The following is a 19,095-nucleotide window of genomic DNA, read 5'->3' on the forward strand; positions in this document are numbered from 1 at the left end:
GGATAAGTATAATAAAAATAGACTTTTCCATGTTATCCACATACTCACACGCCTTATTACTTTTATTATTATATTTTTATTAAAAATAAATAAATATATACCATCCCATTAGGAGGATTTTTTATGCGATTTATTATCCAACGTGATCAATTATTAGCAAGTGTACAAGATGTTTCAAAAGCGATTTCTTCCAGAACCGCAATTCCGATATTAACAGGTATGAAAATCGAGGCTAGTCCAAATGGAATAACGCTAACAGGAAGTGATTCTGATATTTCCATTGAATCGTTTATTCCACAAGAATCCGACGGAAACGTGTACGTAGAAGAAATTAAACCAGGAAGCATTGTATTGCAAGCACGTTACTTTTCGGAAATTGTTCGAAAGCTTCCAGAACAAACAGTTGAAATCGAAGCGGATGCTAATTTAAAAGTAATTATTCGTTCTGGAAAAGCTGAGTTTAATTTAAATGGACAAAGTGCAGAAGAATATCCACAATTACCAAAGCTACAAACCGATGATAGCTTTACAATGCCAATTGATTTACTAAAAGGAATGATTAAGCAAACAGTATTTGCTGTTTCTGCTATGGAAACACGCCCGATATTAACAGGTGTAAGTGTGACATTACAGGGTGGAAGCTTACATTTCACAGCAACAGATAGTCACCGCTTAGCTTCACGGACGATTCCAGTAGAAGCAAGCAATGTAGAATTTGCAAATGTCGTTATTCCAGGTAAAAGCTTAAACGAATTGTATAAAACGTTGGATGATTCAGAGGAAACAGTAGAAATAAGTGTGACCAATAATCAAGTGCTTTTTCAAACAAAGCATTTAAATTTCTTATCACGCTTGCTTGATGGGAATTATCCCGAAACATCACGATTAATTCCAGAGCAAAGTAAAACTGTAATCCAAGCTAAAACAAAGGATCTCATCCATACAATTGATCGTGCTTCACTTTTAGCAAAAGAAGAACGGAATAATGTTGTGCGGTTAACAACATTGGATAATAATCAACTAGAAATTACGAGTAATTCTCCAGAAATCGGTCGCGTTTCAGAAGAAGTATCTGTCCAATCTCTTGATGGAGAAGAACTTAAAATATCTTTTAGCGCAAAATATATGCTGGATGCACTGAAAGCAATGGAGGTCGAGGATGTGAAAATTAATTTCACTGGTGCGATGCGTCCATTTATTATCCAGCCTGTAAATGATGATCAAATATTACAACTTATTCTACCGGTGCGAACCTATTAAACTTGTTAAAACAGGCATGTAAATCTTTATAACTCTAAAAAATAACCCTCACCCGACAACGTTAGTTTAAATGGGTGAGGGTTTGTTTTACCTAAAGCTAATTTTCGTGTTTGGCTAGCGTATGAATATGCATTAATATATCCGAAAAAACAATTTTAAGCACTTTTTAAGCTGTTTTTATACATTTCTAGGGTCAATCCTTTCCTTAACACAAAAACTTTAGTAAAATAGGAATAGACACTTTTTAGATTATCAAGGCGGATAAAATTTCATGAAGAGTCTGGTGAGGAAAATTGCAAGAAAAAATCGAAATTAATACAGAATTTATTACACTCGGTCAGTTTATCAAGCTTGCCAATATTCTTGATTCTGGAGGAATGGTAAAAGTCTTTCTGCAGGAGCAAGGGGTGCTGGTAAATGGAGAGCTAGAGCAACGACGTGGGCGAAAGCTTTATCCAAATGATGTTGTTGAAGTAGAAGGTATAGGTTCTTATCTCGTTTCACGCAAAGAGCATGGATAAACATGGCAGATCAGATGTCTAGTTGAAATGCATCCGACAAAATGGACGGTTTCAAGAAAAATGAGGAATTTGCATGCATATTGAACATTTAAATTTAAAGCATTACCGAAATTATGATGAATTAGAGCTTTCCTTTGACGATAAAGTAAATGTAATCATTGGTGAAAACGCACAAGGAAAAACGAACCTAATGGAAGCAATTTACTTGCTCGCATTTACGAAATCACATCGGACTCCGAGGGAAAAAGAGCTTATCCAATGGGAAGCAGATTTTGCCAAGGTAGAAGGAAGGATTCATGCGCGCAACCAAGCTTTTCCACTGGAGATTATTATTTCATCTAAAGGTAAAAAAGCAAAACGAAATCGAATCGAGCAGAAAAAACTAAGTGATTATATTGGTGCACTGAATGTAGTGATGTTTGCACCAGAGGATTTAACACTTGTTAAAGGTCCACCACAAGTTCGCAGACGATTTATTGATATGGAACTCGGACAAATCCAACCAACGTATATTTATCACCTTGGACAATATCAAAAAATATTAAAGCAACGAAATCATTTGTTAAAGCAAATGCAGCGTAAGCCATCACAGGATACAACGATGCTGCATGTGCTTACAGAACAATTGATTGTACACGCTACAAATATCCTCGAGCGACGCTTTTCTTTTTTAGAGCTTCTTAGAAAATGGGCACAGCCAATCCATCAAGGGATCAGTCGTGAACTAGAGCAGCTTGAAATAAGGTATTCTCCTACGATTGAAGTATTAGAAGCGTCTAGTAGGGAGAAAATAGAAGCTATATACTTGGAAAAATTTGCCCAAATCGAGCAAAAGGAAATCGAACGAGGCACTACATTAATCGGAACACACCGCGACGACGTTCTTTTTTATGTAAATGGAAAAGATGTGCAGACCTATGGATCACAGGGACAGCAACGAACGACCGCATTATCATTAAAGCTAGCGGAGCTAGAATTAATCCATAATGAAGTTGGAGAATATCCTATTCTTCTTCTCGACGATGTGTTAAGTGAACTTGACGATTATCGCCAATCCCATTTGTTGAACACGATTCAAGGAAAGGTACAAACCTTTGTATCAACAACAAGTGTAGAAGGGATTCATCATGAAACCTTGAATAAGGCAGAGCTTTTTCGAATTCATAACGGTAGTGTTGCTCCATAATTTAAATGCGGAGGTATTATAATGTTCATTCATATCGGGAATGACAATGTTATACATTCCAACGAAATTGTTACGATTATTGATCGAAATATCATATCATCCTCCAGCATTATGGAAGAGATGATAACGGCAAACAAAAAAAGTATTGTCGGTCCAGAAAAAAATGCAAAATCAGTAGTCATCACGACAGCGTATATTTATTTCAGCACGTTATCTGTTTCAACACTTAAAAAGCGTGCAAGTATGATCTCAACAATAAGCAAACTCGACGATTATTCAACAGAACTCGAGCAAAGCTTGAATAATTGAATGGAAATGGATGTGTAAAATGGCTATGGAAGAAAAAATCATACAAGAACAAACGTATAATGCCGACCAGATCCAAGTCCTTGAAGGCCTGGAAGCTGTACGAAAAAGACCTGGGATGTACATCGGTTCAACAAGTGAAAAAGGATTGCATCACCTCGTTTGGGAAATAGTTGATAATAGTATTGATGAAGCATTAGCAGGCTACTGTGATCATATCCAAATTATTATTGAAGAAGACAATAGTATTACCGTAAAAGATAATGGTCGAGGAATTCCTGTTGATATTCAAAAGAAAACAGGAAAACCAGCTGTTGAAGTCATTATGACTGTACTTCATGCCGGTGGGAAATTCGGTGGTGGCGGATATAAAGTATCAGGGGGCTTACATGGTGTAGGTGCTTCTGTTGTTAATGCGTTGTCTTCTAATTTAGAAGTGTACGTTCATCTCCATGGAAAAATTCATTTTTTAGCCTTTGAACGAGGTGTACCAAAAGAAGAATTAAAAGTAATTGGTGAAACAGATGTTACTGGAACAACAACACATTTTAAGCCTGATCCAGAAATTTTTACAGAAAGTATTGTTTATGATTATGAAGTTTTAAGTCAGCGTTTACGTGAATTAGCTTTTCTAAACAAAGGTATTCGCATTACGCTTGAAGATAAACGAGTAGAAAAAGAGCCAGATACATTTTATTATGAAGGCGGAATTAGCGAATACGTAGCGTATATTAATCGCACGAAGGAAGTACTTCATGAGCCGTTTTTTGCTGAAGGTGAAGAAGAAGGGATTACCGTTGATGTAGCTGTTCAATACAATGATGGCTTTTCAAGTAATATTTACTCATTTGCGAACAATATTCATACGTATGAAGGTGGAACCCATGAATCTGGCTTTAAAACAGCGCTCACTCGTGTGATTAATGATTATGCTCGCAAGAACGGTATGTTGAAGGAAAATGATACGAATCTTTCAGGAGATGACGTTCGTGAAGGTATAACAGCGATCGTATCTATTAAACATTCTAATCCTCAATTTGAGGGACAAACGAAAACAAAGCTTGGAAATAGTGAAGTCCGAACAATTACCGATTCCATTTTTAGTGATGCGTTTTCTAAATTTTTATTTGAAAATCCATCCATCGGAAAAATTGTCGTTGATAAAGGATTGATGGCTTCGCGTGCCCGGATGGCAGCGAAAAAGGCCCGTGATTTAACACGACGAAAAAGCGCCTTAGAAATCTCTAATCTACCAGGTAAATTAGCTGATTGCTCATCACGTGATGCGAAGATTAGTGAATTGTACATTGTTGAGGGTGATTCAGCGGGAGGATCTGCAAAGCAAGGAAGAGATCGTCATTTTCAAGCGATTTTACCATTGCGTGGTAAGATTTTAAACGTTGAAAAAGCCCGACTCGATAAAATATTATCCAATAATGAGATTCGGATGATCATTACAGCTCTTGGAACAGGAATTGGCGAGGATTTTGATATTTCGAAAGCAAGGTATCATAAAATTGTTATTATGACCGATGCTGATGTGGATGGCGCCCATATCCGAACTTTATTATTAACCTTTTTCTATCGGTATATGCGGCCATTAATTGAGAGTGGTTATATTTATATTGCGCAACCACCATTGTATAAAGTTCAACAAGGAAAAGCTGTTCATTATGCATACGATGATAAAGAGCTTGATCGTATTTTAGACGAAATTCCAAAACAACCGAAGCCAGGCTTACAGCGTTACAAGGGTCTTGGTGAAATGAATGCCGAACAGCTTTGGGAAACGACGATGTCGCCTGATACACGTACACTGCTTCAAGTTGAGCTTGTCGATGCAATTGATGCAGATCAGGTTTTTGATGTTTTAATGGGAGACAAGGTTGAGCCGAGAAGGAACTTTATCGAAGAAAATGCCCAGTATGTGAAAAACCTGGATGTATAGGACGATCAACGGCTATATCCATATGTAAAGAAGTAGAAAAAGATCGAAATACAAAATGGTGGAGCATTACTTCATCGTTTGATAATCGATATGGATCACACGAGCAAAATGTTCGGTGTTTTTTAGGAGGTTACTGAAAATGGCAGAACAAGAACGTCCAAGTGTTCAGGAGATAAATATTAGTCAGGAAATACGTACTTCATTTCTTGATTATGCAATGAGTGTTATTGTATCGCGTGCATTACCTGATGTTAGAGATGGGCTAAAGCCTGTTCATCGAAGAATTTTATATGCAATGAATGATTTAGGAATGCATGCAGATAAAGCATATAAAAAATCAGCTCGTATCGTAGGCGAGGTTATTGGTAAGTATCACCCGCATGGTGATTCCGCGGTATATGAGGCAATGGTAAGAATGGCGCAGGATTTCAGTTATCGAAACATGCTTGTTGATGGGCATGGAAATTTTGGATCGGTTGATGGTGACTCAGCTGCGGCAATGCGTTATACCGAAGCAAGAATGTCAAAAATCGCGATGGAGCTTTTGCGTGATATTAATAAAGATACGATTGATTATGCTGATAACTATGATGGATCAGAACGGGAACCAGTTGTATTTCCAGCACGTTTCCCGAACTTATTAGTGAATGGTGCTTCAGGGATTGCTGTAGGGATGGCAACGAATATTCCTCCACACAATTTAAGTGAGACAATTGATGCTGTATTGGCGATAAGTAAGGACCCAGATATAACGGTAGAAGAAATTATGGAAAATCATTTACCAGGACCTGACTTTCCAACTGCAGGACAAATATTAGGAAGAAGCGGAATTCGCAAAGCGTATGAAACCGGTAGAGGCTCGATAACCCTTCGTGCAAAGGTTGATATCGAAGAGCAGAACAATGGTAAAACAAAAATTATTGTAACCGAGCTACCATATCAGGTAAACAAAGCGAAGCTTATCGAAAAAATTGCCGATCATGTACGCGAAAAGCGGATTGAAGGGATTACCGATCTTCGGGATGAATCAGATCGGAATGGAATGCGTGTAGTTATGGAGTTACGCCGTGATGCCAATGCAAATGTTGTTTTAAATAATTTATATAAATATACGGCATTACAAACGACTTTCGGGATAAACATGCTGGCATTAGTTGATGGACAACCAAAAGTGTTATCTGTGAAGCAAGCATTACAGCACTATATTGATCATCAAATTGTCATTATTAAACGACGTACTGCATTTGAATTACGTAAAGCAGAAGCTCGTGCACACATTCTTGAAGGCTTGCGCATTGCATTAGATCATTTAGACGAAGTGATTTCATTAATTCGTAGTTCGAAAACTGCTGATATTGCAAGACAAGGATTAATGGAACGCTTTAAGCTATCAGAAAAGCAATCACAGGCAATCTTAGATATGCGTTTACAACGATTAACAGGACTAGAGCGTGAAAAGATTGAAAGCGAATATAAAGAGCTTCTAAAGCTTATTGGGGAATTAAAGGAAATCTTAGCGAATGAAGAGCGAGTACTTGAAATTATTCGTGAAGAGCTTACTGAAATTAAAGAACGCTATGGTGATGCCCGTCGTACGGAAATAATGGCTGGTGGCGCAGGATTTTTTGAGGATGAAGACCTTATTCCAGAAGAAAATATCGTCATTACCTTAACACATCATGGCTATATTAAGCGATTACCTTCTTCAACCTATCGTGCACAACGACGTGGTGGACGAGGTATTCAAGGAATGGGAACGAATGAAGACGATTTTGTGGAACATTTAGTTTCGACTTCTACCCATGACACGATTCTTTTCTTTACGAATAAAGGAAAGGTATATCGCGTAAAAGGCTATGAAATTCCGGAATTTAGTCGAACCGCAAAAGGACTTCCAATTATCAATCTCCTGCAAATAGAAAAAGGAGAATGGGTAAATGCTGTTATATCTGTAAATGAATTTAGTGAGAATGCCTATTTATTCTTTACTACGAAGCACGGGATTTCCAAACGCACGGAACTATCGCAATTTGCCAATATCCGAAAAGGTGGGTTAATTGCACTCGGTCTTCGTGATGAGGATGAGCTCATTTCTGTTCGTTTAACGGATGGTACAAAGGATATTATGATTGCTACAAAGCATGGCTATTTAATTCGCTTTCCAGAAGAACAAGTGAGATCAATGGGAAGAACGGCAAGTGGGGTTCGTGGTATTTCACTCCGTGGCGATGATGAAGTAGTGTCTATGGAGATACTTGAAGAAGGCTTGCAAATATTACATGTGACTAACAAAGGTGTTGGAAAGCGGACACCGGAAGATCAATACCGAATCACTCGTCGAGGTGGTAAGGGTATCTTTACTTGTAAGCTAAATGATGACACAGGACATGTTGTAGCTGTAAAAGCAGTTACTGGAGAAGAAGATATTATGCTTATTACAGCAGCTGGTATCTTAATTCGAACGCCTGTTCAAGATATTTCGCAAACAGGTAGAAATACGCAAGGTGTACGCCTCATCCGTTTACAGGAGGATGAAGAAGTAGCTACCGTTGCAAAGATTGAGAAAGATGAAGAAGAAGAGGAATCAGTAGAGCTAGCGCAACAAGAAGTAAATTCAGCGGATCAACAACAGGATAATCAACCAGAGGAAGAATAAATGGATGGAAGGAAGAAATCGGCTATTGAAGGCCGATTTCTTCACATCTAAACGTTTTTTTCTATCGTAGCATTGGATAGTGAATATTCAGTTGGGAGGATATGAAATGCGGGTAAAAGCTTCACAATTGGTTCCAGGTTGTATTTTATTGAATGATGTCAAAGGTAAAACAAACCGTCCTATTATGCATAAAAATACTGTGCTAACAAGCGAGCATATTGTAGTTTTAGAACGATTTTTAGTTACAGAAGTCGATGTTTCTACAAAGCTAGAAGCAGGAGAACTATTTCAACCGCAAAATAACCAAACACAACCAACACAAGAAGCACAACCAGATATTTCATTGACAAAGCAAGATAGCATGCCTTTTAATGCCCATTATCATCTTGTGGTAAACGATTATCAATCGCTTTTTTCACAATGGCAGAGTGGTATTACCGTGGATATCAAAAAAGTACGCATGTTGATAATCCCGTTACTAGAGCGAGTTCATGAAATTGGAACAGCAGTGTTTACACTGCATCATGAGGCAACAAAGGAAGCTTATTTTTATCACCATAGTGTTGCAATTGGGATGCTATCCGCCTATATAGGAATGAAAATGGATTTACCGAAACAGGAATGGATACAGATAGGGCTGGCAGCTTTTTTAAGTGATGCTGGTATGGCGAAAATTGATCACTCTATCATTACGAAGCAACAAACGTTAACAGCAGCTGATATGGAGCAAGTAAAGCTTCATCCAACCTATTCGTATCGCATGGTTAAATCAATCCCAGCTGTTACAAAGGCAATAAAAACTACAATTCTACAGCACCATGAGCGAGAGGATGGAAGCGGTTATCCATTAGGGCTTAAAGGTGATACGATTCATTTGTATGCCAAAATCATTGCTGTTTGTGATACGTATCACGCCATGACCTGTGAACGGAATTATCGTGAAAAGCAATCGCCATTTAAAGTGATCGAGGAGCTTCAGGTTGAACAATTCACAAGGTTCGATCCCGCCATTGTACATACCTTTATTCAATGCTTAACGCATTTTTCGATCGGGATGCGCGTGCGTCTTTCTGATGGTCAAACCGGTGCCATTGTTTTTATAGATAAACAGTCACCAACAAGACCGATTATTCGTCTAGATCAAAATGAAGAATTACTGAAGTTAACAGATCATCCTTCCTTATATATTAGTGAAATTAGTGAAAGCTAACAACAAGGTCAAAGCGAATTATTCGCTTTGACCTTAAACCATTTTATAGAGCTCTGTACCAAGTAGAAACGGAATTTTAGCTTCTGTTATTTGTAAAAAGCGGAGAATAAAAGGATAATCGATTTCCGATTTCGTAACGAGCAAATCGCCCCACCATTCCGCTTCATATCGACTAAGCATACTCAAATTATACAGCAATAAATAATGCACCATTACTTCAGATATCGGCCAGAAATTATCACGAGATGAGGGGAAGTAAAGTGTTTCATTTTGATGGATAAATAATGGTCCGCTTGCATGGAATACTGGCTGCTCTAGTTCAATGACAATAGAATCTTGCAGTTGGTTTGTATGTTGAATCTGTGGTAAATATGGTTGAATCCGGGATAGAAATGCTTTTTTTGTTAAATGATATTGATCAAGGATCGATGGTGGAAACGCGAGCATCGTGTCACCAAGCTTACCAATCGATTCGAGCTTTTTTTTATGCTGCATTTGAAAAAGAATGTGAAGCTCTGGAATTAATCCAAGCAATTCCTCCATGTTTAATTTTTGAAACGGGATGCGTTTAGTGGAAAAGAGATGCTCAGAAAAATAAGGAAATAATCCTTGATGTTGGATTTTCACTTCATCTGTAAGAAAGGTGTAATTCTTTTTTTTACGTTTCCGTGTAGAAGCTCCATGAGCAAGAATCGTGGTAGATTCTGGATAATTAGGTCTTTTCGTTAAGAGACAGGCCTTTACCAAATGAACCATCCCATAAAAAAATAACATAGGCTGCATTACAATATCTACTTGCTTTCCTGTCTCATAAAATTTCCTTCCATGTTCAAGGTAGTACATGAAGGTTGTACAATTTTCATAGCTTTTTGCTTCTGCATCAACTTGTGGTAGCTTTTTATAGCAAGTCTGAAGAAAATGTCTTGCAGATTGCTGCGATTGCAAATATATGTAAAAATCATTAATTTCATTTGTGTTCATCTGATCACCCTTAAAATGTTTTAAAATTTTGAATGTATTTTCTTTTGTTTTCCCTGAAATATAGGATTGAAAAATAAAGGCTGATACCGTATTGTAATTAGAAATAGATGTACTTGTTTAGCTTAGCCTAACTGCGTTTTTTTATTAGCGAATAAAAACTAGAGGAGGATTTCCATGCGTGATGATAAATTTGTCAAAGAAGGATTAACATTTGACGATGTGTTGTTAATCCCTGCAAAGTCAGAAGTTTTACCAAGAGAAGTGAGTGTTTGTACAGAGCTTTCCAACAGCTTAAAGCTTAATATTCCCTTTATAAGTGCTGGAATGGATACTGTAACAGAAGCTGAAATGGCAATTGCAATGGCTCGCCAAGGTGGACTTGGGATTATTCATAAAAATATGTCAATCGAAGAGCAAGCAGAGCAAGTAGATCGGGTGAAACGTTCAGAAAGTGGCGTCATTACGAATCCGTTCTTTTTAACACCAGACCACCAAGTTTTTGATGCAGAGCATCTAATGGGTAAATTCCGAATTTCTGGGGTTCCGATCGTAAATACGATTGAAGAACAAAAATTAGTCGGCATTATTACGAATCGTGATCTTCGCTTTATTCAAGATTACTCTATTTCAATTCGGGAAGTGATGACAAGTGAAAATCTTGTAACTGCTTCTGTTGGCACAACATTAGAAGAGGCAGAAAAGCTGCTGCAGCAGCATAAAATTGAAAAGCTACCACTTGTAGATGAGCACAATGTACTTAAAGGACTAATAACGATCAAGGATATTGAAAAGGTCATTGAGTTCCCACATGCAGCAAAGGATGATCAAGGAAGATTACTTGCAGGTGCTGCTGTTGGTGTTACTGGGGATGCAATGAAGCGTATCGAGAAGTTGGTAGAAGCGGGTGTGGATGTTATTGTCATTGATACGGCACATGGACACTCAAAAGGCGTTCTCGAACAAGTTAAACGTGTGCGTGAAACATATCCGGATTTAAATATTATTGCTGGCAATGTAGCTACTCCAGAGGGAACAAAGGCATTAATTGATGCAGGAGCAACCATTGTTAAAGTTGGGATTGGACCAGGATCGATTTGTACAACACGTGTTGTTGCAGGAGTTGGCGTACCGCAAATAACTGCGATATATGATTGTGCAAAAGAAGCAGAAAAGTATGGCGTACCAATTATTGCCGATGGCGGAATTAAATATTCTGGAGATGTTGTTAAAGCACTTGTTGCGGGTGGACATGCCGTCATGCTTGGAAGTATGTTTGCAGGGGTATCTGAAAGCCCTGGTGAGACAGAAATTTATCAAGGACGTCGCTATAAAGTTTATCGTGGCATGGGATCAGTAGGAGCAATGAAAGCAGGCTCGAAGGATCGATATTTTCAGGATACAGATGATGCCAAAAAGTTGGTTCCTGAAGGGATTGAAGGTAGAGTCGCTTATAAAGGACCTTTAGCAGATACATTACATCAGCTTGTCGGCGGTCTTCGGGCTGGTATGGGATATTGTGGAACAAATACGATTGAAGCTTTACGTGAAAATGGGCAATTTGTCCGTATTACAAATGCTGGATTACGTGAAAGTCATCCACATGATGTGCGAATTACGAAAGAAGCCCCAAATTATTCTTTATAAGGTAAACTGCAGCAGTAATTATATATTTTTAAAATAGATGGGCAATTTTACCCGTCTATTTTTTATTGATATTTTATGTTAAAATATCAACGTATGTTTACTCAATTCGACATGCTTTTTGCGAAAGGAGTTCACGTTTGTAATAGAACGTTCGATATATATAGTACATGATTTTAAAAAAGTGAGTTAAAGTGGAGGTAGAGAAAGTTGAAACGCAAATTTATTAAAGGCATCGTATGGTGGATGGCACTTCTCGTCGTAATTGCACCATTTATGACAACTCAATCTGCACAAGCAGCAAGTACATTAGATATAGCTGCTGAGTCAGCTATTTTAGTTGATGCGGAGACAGGAAAAATTTTATTTTCTAAAAATCCTGATATGAAATTACCTCCGGCCAGCATGACAAAAATGATGACGGAATACCTTGTTTTAGAAGCGATTGAAGCAGGGAAAATCACGTGGGATACGACAACACAAATTAGTGATTATGCCTATAAAATTTCGGCTGATATTTCATCCTCAGGTACAGGTTTAACGCAGGATGTTGATTATAAGGTACGCGATTTATATAATGCAATGGCTATTAATTCCGATAATGCAACAACAATCGCACTTGCTGAGCTTGTAGCAGGATCAGAAGGCGAATTCGTTAAAATGATGAATAAAAAAGGGAAAGAAATGGGACTCCCTGATTTTGAATTCGTAAATTCAACTGGCTTAGAAAATGCTGACTTAGGTGATAATTATCCAAAAGGAACAGAGCCGGATGGAATTAATTATATGTCTGCACGATCTTCAGCACTTTTAGCCTATCACTTAGTAAACGACCATCCTGAGGCATTAGAAGTTTCTAGAGTGCCGCAAACAGAATTTGATGGGCATATGATTGATAATTGGAACTGGATGCTGCCACATGACAGTGTGAATTTTAAGCAGTTCTATTATGAAGGAGTGGACGGTTTAAAAACCGGTCATACCGATCTTGCGGGCTATTGCTTTACTGGAACTGCAGAACGAAATGGTCAACGTCTGATTTCTGTTGTCATGAAAACAGATAGTATTCCAGCACGATTTAAAGAAACGGCAAAATTACTTGATTATGGATATAATAATTTTAATAGCAAAGAGCTTTTTCCAGCAGGCTATCAACTAAAGGATAAAGCTACGATTGACGTTGTTAAAGGAAAAGAAGATCAAGTTGCTATCGCAACAAATGCACCATTAACAGTCCCTGTTCAACAGGGTGACGAAAAAAATTATACGGTTACGTATCATTTAGATAAAGATAAGTTGGACAAGGAAGGCGCTTTAGTCGCACCTGTTAAGAAGGGTGAAAAAATTGGTACCGCTGAACTTGTTTACAAGGGAGAAGACGCAGGATATATCTTTGAAAATAAAAAGCACGTAGTTGATGTTGTAGCAACGGAAACAGTTGAGAAAAGTAACTGGTTTATGCTTACACTTGATGCTATTGGCGGCTTCTTTGCCGACATATTCAGTTCTATTGTGGATATGGTAAAAGGTTGGTTTAACTAAAATTTGAATAAGACAGTTACCTTACTTGCATATCGTGTGAAAATCAGCTATGATAATGCATAATAAACTGAACAGTAATGAGAGGAAATAGTAGCGTTGCTCTATTCTCAAGAGAGTCGATGGCTGGTGAGAATCGATGAAGGAGCATTGTGAATCCATCCTTGAACTGGTGAACTGAAAAGGAGCATTCTCCTCATAAGTACACCCGGGTCCGTGCCGTTATCACGAAAAGCCGGAAGATAGATTATCTTCAATAAGGGTGGCAACGCGGGAATTCAACTCTCGTCCCTACTACTAGGGACGGGAGTTTTTGTATTTAATTATAAATAAAATAAGGAGTGAATATCATGCTTGACATGAAATATTTGCGCAATCACTTTGATGAAGTAAAAGAAAAATTATCCCATCGTGGAGAAGATTTATCAGAATTAGATCGATTTGGAGATCTTGATCAACGAAGACGTGCATTAATTAATGACACAGAAAGCTTAAAGGCGAGAAGAAATGAAGTTTCCAAGCAAATTCCGATCTTAAAGAAAGAAGGAAAAGATGCAGCGGCAGTTATAAAAGAAATGCGCGAAGTTGGCGATAAAATAGCTGCATTTGATAAAGAATTAAAAGAAATAGAAGAACAGCTAGAAAATATCCTTTTGTCGATCCCAAACATCCCACATGAAAGTGTTCCTGTTGGTGAAGATGAGGAAGATAATGTAGAAGCTCGTAAATGGGGTGAGGTTCCTGCATTTACGTTTGAAGCACAGCCACATTGGGATATTGCAACGAATTTAGGAATTCTTGATTTTGAAAGAGCTGCAAAGGTAACTGGAAGCCGTTTTGTATTTTATAAAGGGCTTGGAGCTCGACTTGAGCGTGCGTTATTGAATTTCATGATGGATTTACATGCAGATGAGCATGGCTATGAGGAAATGCTTCCACCATATATTGTGAACCGTACAAGTATGACTGGAACCGGACAGCTACCAAAGTTTGAAGAGGATGCATTTAAACTCGAAGAATGGGATTATTTCATGGTACCAACAGCAGAGGTTCCAGTAACGAATTTTCATCGGGAGGAAATTCTTTCACCAAATGAAGTACCGAAAAAATATGTTGCCTATAGTGCAAGCTTTCGTTCAGAAGCAGGATCTGCTGGCAGAGATACCCGTGGGTTAATTCGTCAGCATCAATTTAATAAAGTGGAGCTTGTCCATTTTGCAAAGCCTGAGGATTCCTATGATACGCTGGAAGCATTAACAGGACATGCAGAAAGGGTGCTACAATTGTTAAAGCTTCCTTATCGCGTGATGTCTATGTGTACAGGTGATTTAGGGTTCACAGCTGCCAAAAAATACGATATTGAAGTTTGGATTCCAAGTCAGGATACGTATCGAGAAATTTCTTCTTGCTCGAATTTTGAAGATTTTCAAGCAAGACGTGCAGGCATTCGCTTCCGTCGCGAACCGAATGGCAAACCAGAATTTGTTCATACATTAAATGGCTCTGGATTGGCAATTGGTCGTACCGTAGCAGCAATTCTAGAGAATTATCAGCAGGAGGATGGAACAGTTGTTGTTCCAGAGGTGCTGCGTCCGTATATGGGTGGAAAAGAAGTAATAAAGTAAATGACAATCACTTGCCGGCTCTTCATTTGCTGGCAGGTGATGTTTACTTTTAGCGTTTAAAAAGCGTAGGTAGTTACTTATGGTATATTTTGGTATGTTATTTCATGTTGAAAAGTAATTGACACCGTTCGTATATTATTGTATATTAAAACATGTTGATTATGGAGGTATACCCAAGTCTGGCTGAAGGGATCGGTCTTGAAAACCGACAGGGGTGTCAAAGCCCGCGGGGGTTCGAATCCCTCTACCTCCTCCATTTTATAAATTAGCGCATAAATATTGGAGATAAAAAATAAAACTACTGCATTTGCAGTAGTTTTATTTTGTTATTCGGATAAATCGCTTTCTTCTTGTTTCGTTAATGAAGTTAAAAGAGAGAGTGGTAAATGGAAATTCTCATCATTTAGCTGCATTGTATGAAGACTTTCCTCCGTTGCGTTTAAGTCTTTAATATGCTGTATTTCATGATGGAGCTTCTCCATTCTTATATCTAAGCTATTTGCAATATGGGCAGTTTCCTTTAGTTCCTGTAAGAGATGTGCTGGAATTTGCTTGTCATATTTATAATAGATTTTATGCTCTAGGCTTGCCCAAAAATCCATGGCAGCAGTTCGAATTTGAATTTCGACATATACTTGCTCTTCTCTATCGGACATAAATACAGGAATAGAGATAATTAAATGTAAGCTTTGGTAACCATTTGGTTTCGGATGTTTAATATAGTCCTTGCATGAAATAAGGGTGATATCTTTTTGTTGTTGAATCATGTCACGAATGCGATAAATATCAGAGACAAAGGAGCAAACAATCCGAAAGCCAACAATATCATGAATGTTTTCTTGAATCGAATCAAGTGAGATTTCAAGGTTTTTACGAATTAGCTTTTTTAAAATACTTTCCGGTGATTTGATCCGTGATTTAATATGCTCTATAGGATTATAGTCATGGAAATGCTGAAATTCTTCTTTTAAAATCATTAGCTTTGTATTTACTTCATCTTGTCCAAATTTATACGTCATCATAAGCCGTGTAATTTCATTTCTAGCTACTTTTAAGCGTTGTAAATCTTTTATATCCACTATTGTTTCCTCTTTTCTTACGTGCGTAATAATCACTGTTCTCTTCTATTATAATCGAAAGAAGTGGCATAATTATAGAAAAGAATGGAACATTTATTTAAAAGTAAATAAACGTCCTTTTTACTCTTGACAATTTTATCGAGACAACATATAGTACATAACAATACTAAAAGCTTGTGATCGATAAGAATATAGATTAAGTCCAATAGACAGACTATGATCAGGCCAGTAGCACATGTATGACTGAAAGAAATTGGGATTCATCGGCTGAAAGGTCCCATCTGCTCCAGCATGTGTGAACCTACCTCGGAGTCGTCAGCTAAAACTGACCGCAGTTTCCTGCGTTATCAAAGGAAGAGTTGGGCATGCATTGCATGCTAAGTTAGGTGGTACCGCGGAGCTCAGTCCGTCCTATAGAGAGGATGGATCTGGGCTTTTTGTATGGAGGAAGGAAATCGAAATCATAGGAGGAAAATTCGTATGGATAAAAAAATTGTATTTATTGGTGCAGGTTCGATGGCAGAGGCGATTATTGCTGGAATATTAAAAAGCAAATTTGTCTCAGCAGATTCGATCAATGTGATAAATAAAAGCAATCAAGATAGGGTTGCACGTCTTGAACAACGATATCATGTTCAATATCCGGAAAATAAAAGAGCGGTTATTGAAGCAGCAGATATTGTCGTTCTATCAACAAAACCTTATGACATCGAAACTGCGGTAGAGTCCGTTCGTTCTTATTTACATGAGGATCAATTAATTGTTTCTGTTATTGCAGGGATATCAACAGATTATATTGGAGAGCTCATTGATAAGCAGATACCTATTGTAAGAGCAATGCCAAATACATCTGCTGCTATTGGTCAATCGGCTACAGCTATCTCAGCTGGAAAATTCGCTACAGCGGCACAGCTTCAATTGACGAAGGCATTATTCGATACGATTGGTTTAACGGTGACGGTCGAAGAAGCGAATATGCATACGGTAACAAGTATTTCTGGGAGTGGTCCTGCATATATTTATTACCTCGTAGAAGCGATGGAAAAAGCAGCAATCGATGCAGGCTTAGAACCACTTATCGCAAAGCAATTAATTAGCCAAACAGTGTTAGGTGCAGGAGAAATGCTAAAAGCATCAACTGAGCCAGCAGCAGAGCTTCGTAAGAAAATTACCAGTAAAAGAGGAACAACCGAAGCAGGTATCGAAGTATTAAATAAATGCCAATTTCAAGAAGCGGTTATAGCTTGTGTAGAAAGCGCACGTAAACGGTCGATTGCATTAGGAAAGCAAGAATAGTTTACACTAAAGAAATAGATAAGAGCGAAAGGAGAGAGTGAAATGCCAGTATGCGCCCATTGTGGAAGGACATGGAGCTATGGCACGACGTTAAAAAATGCATACCACATAACGAAAACCTGTCCTTTCTGTGGAAGGGAAAATTATGATTCTTCTGCAATTACTCTCGCAAGTATTTTATATTTTACATTACCAATCGGTATCATATTTATCTTCCAATTATTAGTGGACATGACAATAAAGCAATTTTTCGGATTGCTGCTGTTTTTAATTGTAGTCATGCTTGGTATATATCCTTTTATTGCAAAACTCAGTAAGGAGCGGGTGCCATATTGGTAATAAAAATGGTCTGTCTCCAATGAAGGAGAGCAGACCAAGGCGCTGTTTATGTTTTTATTTTACAAGTTCTCTTTTGTTCCAATGTCTAGATTGATGAATAAAATGACCAACTTTTTCTAGAATTGGTTCAATGGAACTTTCTGTATCTAAGAGATCGTAGTCAGCAATATTAATTCGTAATATTGGGCATGCATTAAAGTTATTAATCCAATCATCGTACCGCTTGTACATTTCTTCCCAATAAGAAATTGGTGTATCTTTTTCCATTTGTCTCCCACGGAGCTTGATACGATCGATTACATCATCAAAGGTTCCTTCTAAATAGATAAGTAAATCAGGATGTGGGAAGAATGGAGTCATGACCATCGCTTCAAATAAATTTGTATATGTTTCATAATCTGTTGCGGACATTGTCCCATTCTCAAAATGCATCTTGGCAAAAATGCCTGTATCTTCATAGATGGAACGGTCTTGAATAAAACCGCCACCATATTCAAATATTTTCTTTTGCTCTTTAAAACGTTCTGCTAAAAAATAGATTTGTAAATGAAAGCTCCACCGTTCAAAATCAGCATAGAAGTTCTCTAAATAAGGATTTGTATCGACCTTTTCAAAGGATGTTTTGAATTGCAGTGCATTAGCAAGTGCATTAGTCAGTGTTGATTTACCTACACCAACTGTACCAGCAATGGTAATGACGCTATCGTTCGGGATTTGGTATTTCTCTCGTAAATTCATCGTTCTTCCCCTTTTTTAAAATGATAAAAAACCTGATAGTTTGAGATAGCTTGTTTTATATACGTCAAAAAATTAGAATTTATATTGAAGTCACTTTTGAATGCTTCAGATTGTCGTTCACCTGCTGGATAATGTGATCGAGATCATCCTGATGGTTAACGAAATCCAGCTTATCCCCATTAATACGGATGACGGGAATGTCGGGATGCATCCGTTCAAATGCATTCATATACGTTTCATAATCCTCAGCAAGCTGCGCGAGATAGGAAGCCTTAATGTTCTTTTCTACATCTCTCCCACGGAGGCGAATGCGATTAAGTATCGTATCTAAACTGCCGTGCAAATAAATCATCATGTTTGGCACAGGCATATCCTTTGTTAATATATGATAAATATCTTCATATTTCTCTAATTTATCTTCCTGCAATGTTCGTTGTGCGAAAATCATGTTTTTAGAAATGTGATAATCTGCGACAACAGGCTTTTGTAAGTTAAGATATTTTTTTTCTATATCCTCAAGCTGTTTAAAACGATTGCATAAAAAGAACATTTCTGTTTGAAAGCTCCATGCTTCAATATCATCATAAAATTTACCGAGAAAAGGGTTCTCTTCCACTATTTCTTTCAGTAAATGAAAGTCAAATTGGACAGAAAGTTTTTTTGCAAGGGATGTTTTCCCGATTCCGATTGGTCCTTCTATTGCAATAAAAGGAACTCCTGTCATAGCTACTCCTCCAATCCAAGCATAATACAGATGTTATTTATTTTAC

16 protein-coding genes, 1 tRNA gene and 1 other annotated feature are annotated in these 19,095 nt (G+C 37.7%); of the genes, 13 read left to right on the forward strand and 4 right to left on the reverse strand.

The genetic code is table 11. From position 1 onward, the window contains the following. Positions 1 to 123 precede the first annotated feature (123 nt). The 7 genes from dnaN to QBK89_RS08805 all read left to right on the forward strand — a co-directional run bounded on the left by dnaN (position 124) and on the right by QBK89_RS08805 (position 9,087). Complete coding sequence (dnaN, locus tag QBK89_RS08775) at positions 124 to 1,260, forward strand: DNA polymerase III subunit beta (RefSeq protein WP_284140670.1); 1,137 nt, start codon at positions 124 to 126, stop codon at positions 1,258 to 1,260. Positions 1,261 to 1,553: 293 nt separating this feature from the next. Further along, positions 1,554 to 1,781, forward strand: coding sequence for a S4 domain-containing protein YaaA (gene yaaA, locus QBK89_RS08780; protein ID WP_284140671.1), 228 nt, complete (start codon positions 1,554 to 1,556; stop codon positions 1,779 to 1,781). A 73-nt stretch (positions 1,782 to 1,854) separates the two neighbouring features. After that, the gene (gene recF, locus QBK89_RS08785; RefSeq protein ID WP_284140672.1) at positions 1,855 to 2,967 is read left to right on the forward strand and encodes a DNA replication/repair protein RecF; all 1,113 of its coding nucleotides are present in this window, start codon (positions 1,855 to 1,857) and stop codon (positions 2,965 to 2,967) included. Between the two features lie 21 nt (positions 2,968 to 2,988). Continuing rightward, the gene (gene remB / locus QBK89_RS08790; protein WP_284140673.1) at positions 2,989 to 3,276 is read left to right on the forward strand and encodes an extracellular matrix regulator RemB; all 288 of its coding nucleotides are present in this window, start codon (positions 2,989 to 2,991) and stop codon (positions 3,274 to 3,276) included. Positions 3,277 to 3,295: 19 nt separating this feature from the next. Further along, positions 3,296 to 5,221, forward strand: a complete 1,926-nt coding sequence (gene gyrB / locus QBK89_RS08795) for a DNA topoisomerase (ATP-hydrolyzing) subunit B (RefSeq protein ID WP_443089754.1) — start codon at positions 3,296 to 3,298, stop codon at positions 5,219 to 5,221. A 139-nt stretch (positions 5,222 to 5,360) separates the two neighbouring features. After that, positions 5,361 to 7,877: a DNA gyrase subunit A gene (gyrA, locus tag QBK89_RS08800; RefSeq protein ID WP_284140674.1), complete on the forward strand. Its 2,517-nt coding sequence runs from the start codon at positions 5,361 to 5,363 to the stop codon at positions 7,875 to 7,877. Positions 7,878 to 7,983: 106 nt separating this feature from the next. Next, positions 7,984 to 9,087 (forward strand): HD-GYP domain-containing protein, encoded by a 1,104-nt coding sequence (locus QBK89_RS08805; RefSeq protein ID WP_284140675.1) that lies wholly within the window; start codon positions 7,984 to 7,986, stop codon positions 9,085 to 9,087. Positions 9,088 to 9,120: 33 nt separating this feature from the next. Here the strand turns inward: QBK89_RS08805 and QBK89_RS08810 are convergent, their stop codons facing one another. Next, a complete protein-coding gene (locus tag QBK89_RS08810) occupies positions 9,121 to 10,068 on the reverse strand; it encodes a YaaC family protein (RefSeq protein ID WP_284140676.1) in 948 nt (315 codons plus the stop codon). A 174-nt stretch (positions 10,069 to 10,242) separates the two neighbouring features. Here QBK89_RS08810 and guaB point away from each other — a divergent pair, with 174 nt between their 5' ends. From guaB to QBK89_RS08830, 4 genes are all read left to right on the forward strand, one after another. Further along, complete coding sequence (gene guaB, locus QBK89_RS08815) at positions 10,243 to 11,712, forward strand: IMP dehydrogenase (protein WP_284140677.1); 1,470 nt, start codon at positions 10,243 to 10,245, stop codon at positions 11,710 to 11,712. A gap of 207 nt (positions 11,713 to 11,919) precedes the next feature. After that, the gene (locus QBK89_RS08820) at positions 11,920 to 13,251 is read left to right on the forward strand and encodes a D-alanyl-D-alanine carboxypeptidase family protein (RefSeq protein ID WP_443089755.1); all 1,332 of its coding nucleotides are present in this window, start codon (positions 11,920 to 11,922) and stop codon (positions 13,249 to 13,251) included. 68 nt (positions 13,252 to 13,319) lie between these two features. Next, positions 13,320 to 13,544 (forward strand) — a binding site (T-box leader). Between the two features lie 54 nt (positions 13,545 to 13,598). Continuing rightward, a complete protein-coding gene (gene serS / locus QBK89_RS08825) occupies positions 13,599 to 14,873 on the forward strand; it encodes a serine--tRNA ligase (RefSeq protein WP_284140678.1) in 1,275 nt (424 codons plus the stop codon). Positions 14,874 to 15,036: 163 nt separating this feature from the next. Further along, a tRNA-Ser gene (locus tag QBK89_RS08830) sits at positions 15,037 to 15,129 on the forward strand. A 70-nt stretch (positions 15,130 to 15,199) separates the two neighbouring features. On the opposite strand, the gene QBK89_RS08835 is transcribed toward QBK89_RS08830, so the two are convergent. Beyond that, entirely contained in the window at positions 15,200 to 15,895 is a 696-nt protein-coding gene (locus QBK89_RS08835; protein WP_481937830.1) for a GTP pyrophosphokinase, read from the reverse strand. A 537-nt stretch (positions 15,896 to 16,432) separates the two neighbouring features. Here QBK89_RS08835 and proC point away from each other — a divergent pair. Both proC and QBK89_RS08845 read left to right on the forward strand, forming a co-directional pair. Further along, positions 16,433 to 17,248 (forward strand): pyrroline-5-carboxylate reductase, encoded by an 816-nt coding sequence (gene proC / locus QBK89_RS08840; protein WP_284140680.1) that lies wholly within the window; start codon positions 16,433 to 16,435, stop codon positions 17,246 to 17,248. 42 nt (positions 17,249 to 17,290) lie between these two features. Then, positions 17,291 to 17,587, forward strand: coding sequence for a hypothetical protein (locus QBK89_RS08845; RefSeq protein WP_284140681.1), 297 nt, complete (start codon positions 17,291 to 17,293; stop codon positions 17,585 to 17,587). 54 nt (positions 17,588 to 17,641) lie between these two features. On the opposite strand, the gene QBK89_RS08850 is transcribed toward QBK89_RS08845, so the two are convergent. Next, positions 17,642 to 18,325, reverse strand: a complete 684-nt coding sequence (locus QBK89_RS08850; RefSeq protein WP_284140682.1) for a deoxynucleoside kinase — start codon at positions 18,323 to 18,325, stop codon at positions 17,642 to 17,644. Between the two features lie 79 nt (positions 18,326 to 18,404). Further along, the gene (locus tag QBK89_RS08855; protein ID WP_284140683.1) at positions 18,405 to 19,049 is read right to left on the reverse strand and encodes a deoxynucleoside kinase; all 645 of its coding nucleotides are present in this window, start codon (positions 19,047 to 19,049) and stop codon (positions 18,405 to 18,407) included. Positions 19,050 to 19,095 lie beyond the last annotated feature (46 nt).

Origin of the sequence: Virgibacillus sp. LDC-1 (assembly GCF_030137545.1) — a bacterium.
GTDB lineage: Bacteria > Bacillota > Bacilli > Bacillales > Amphibacillaceae > LDC-1.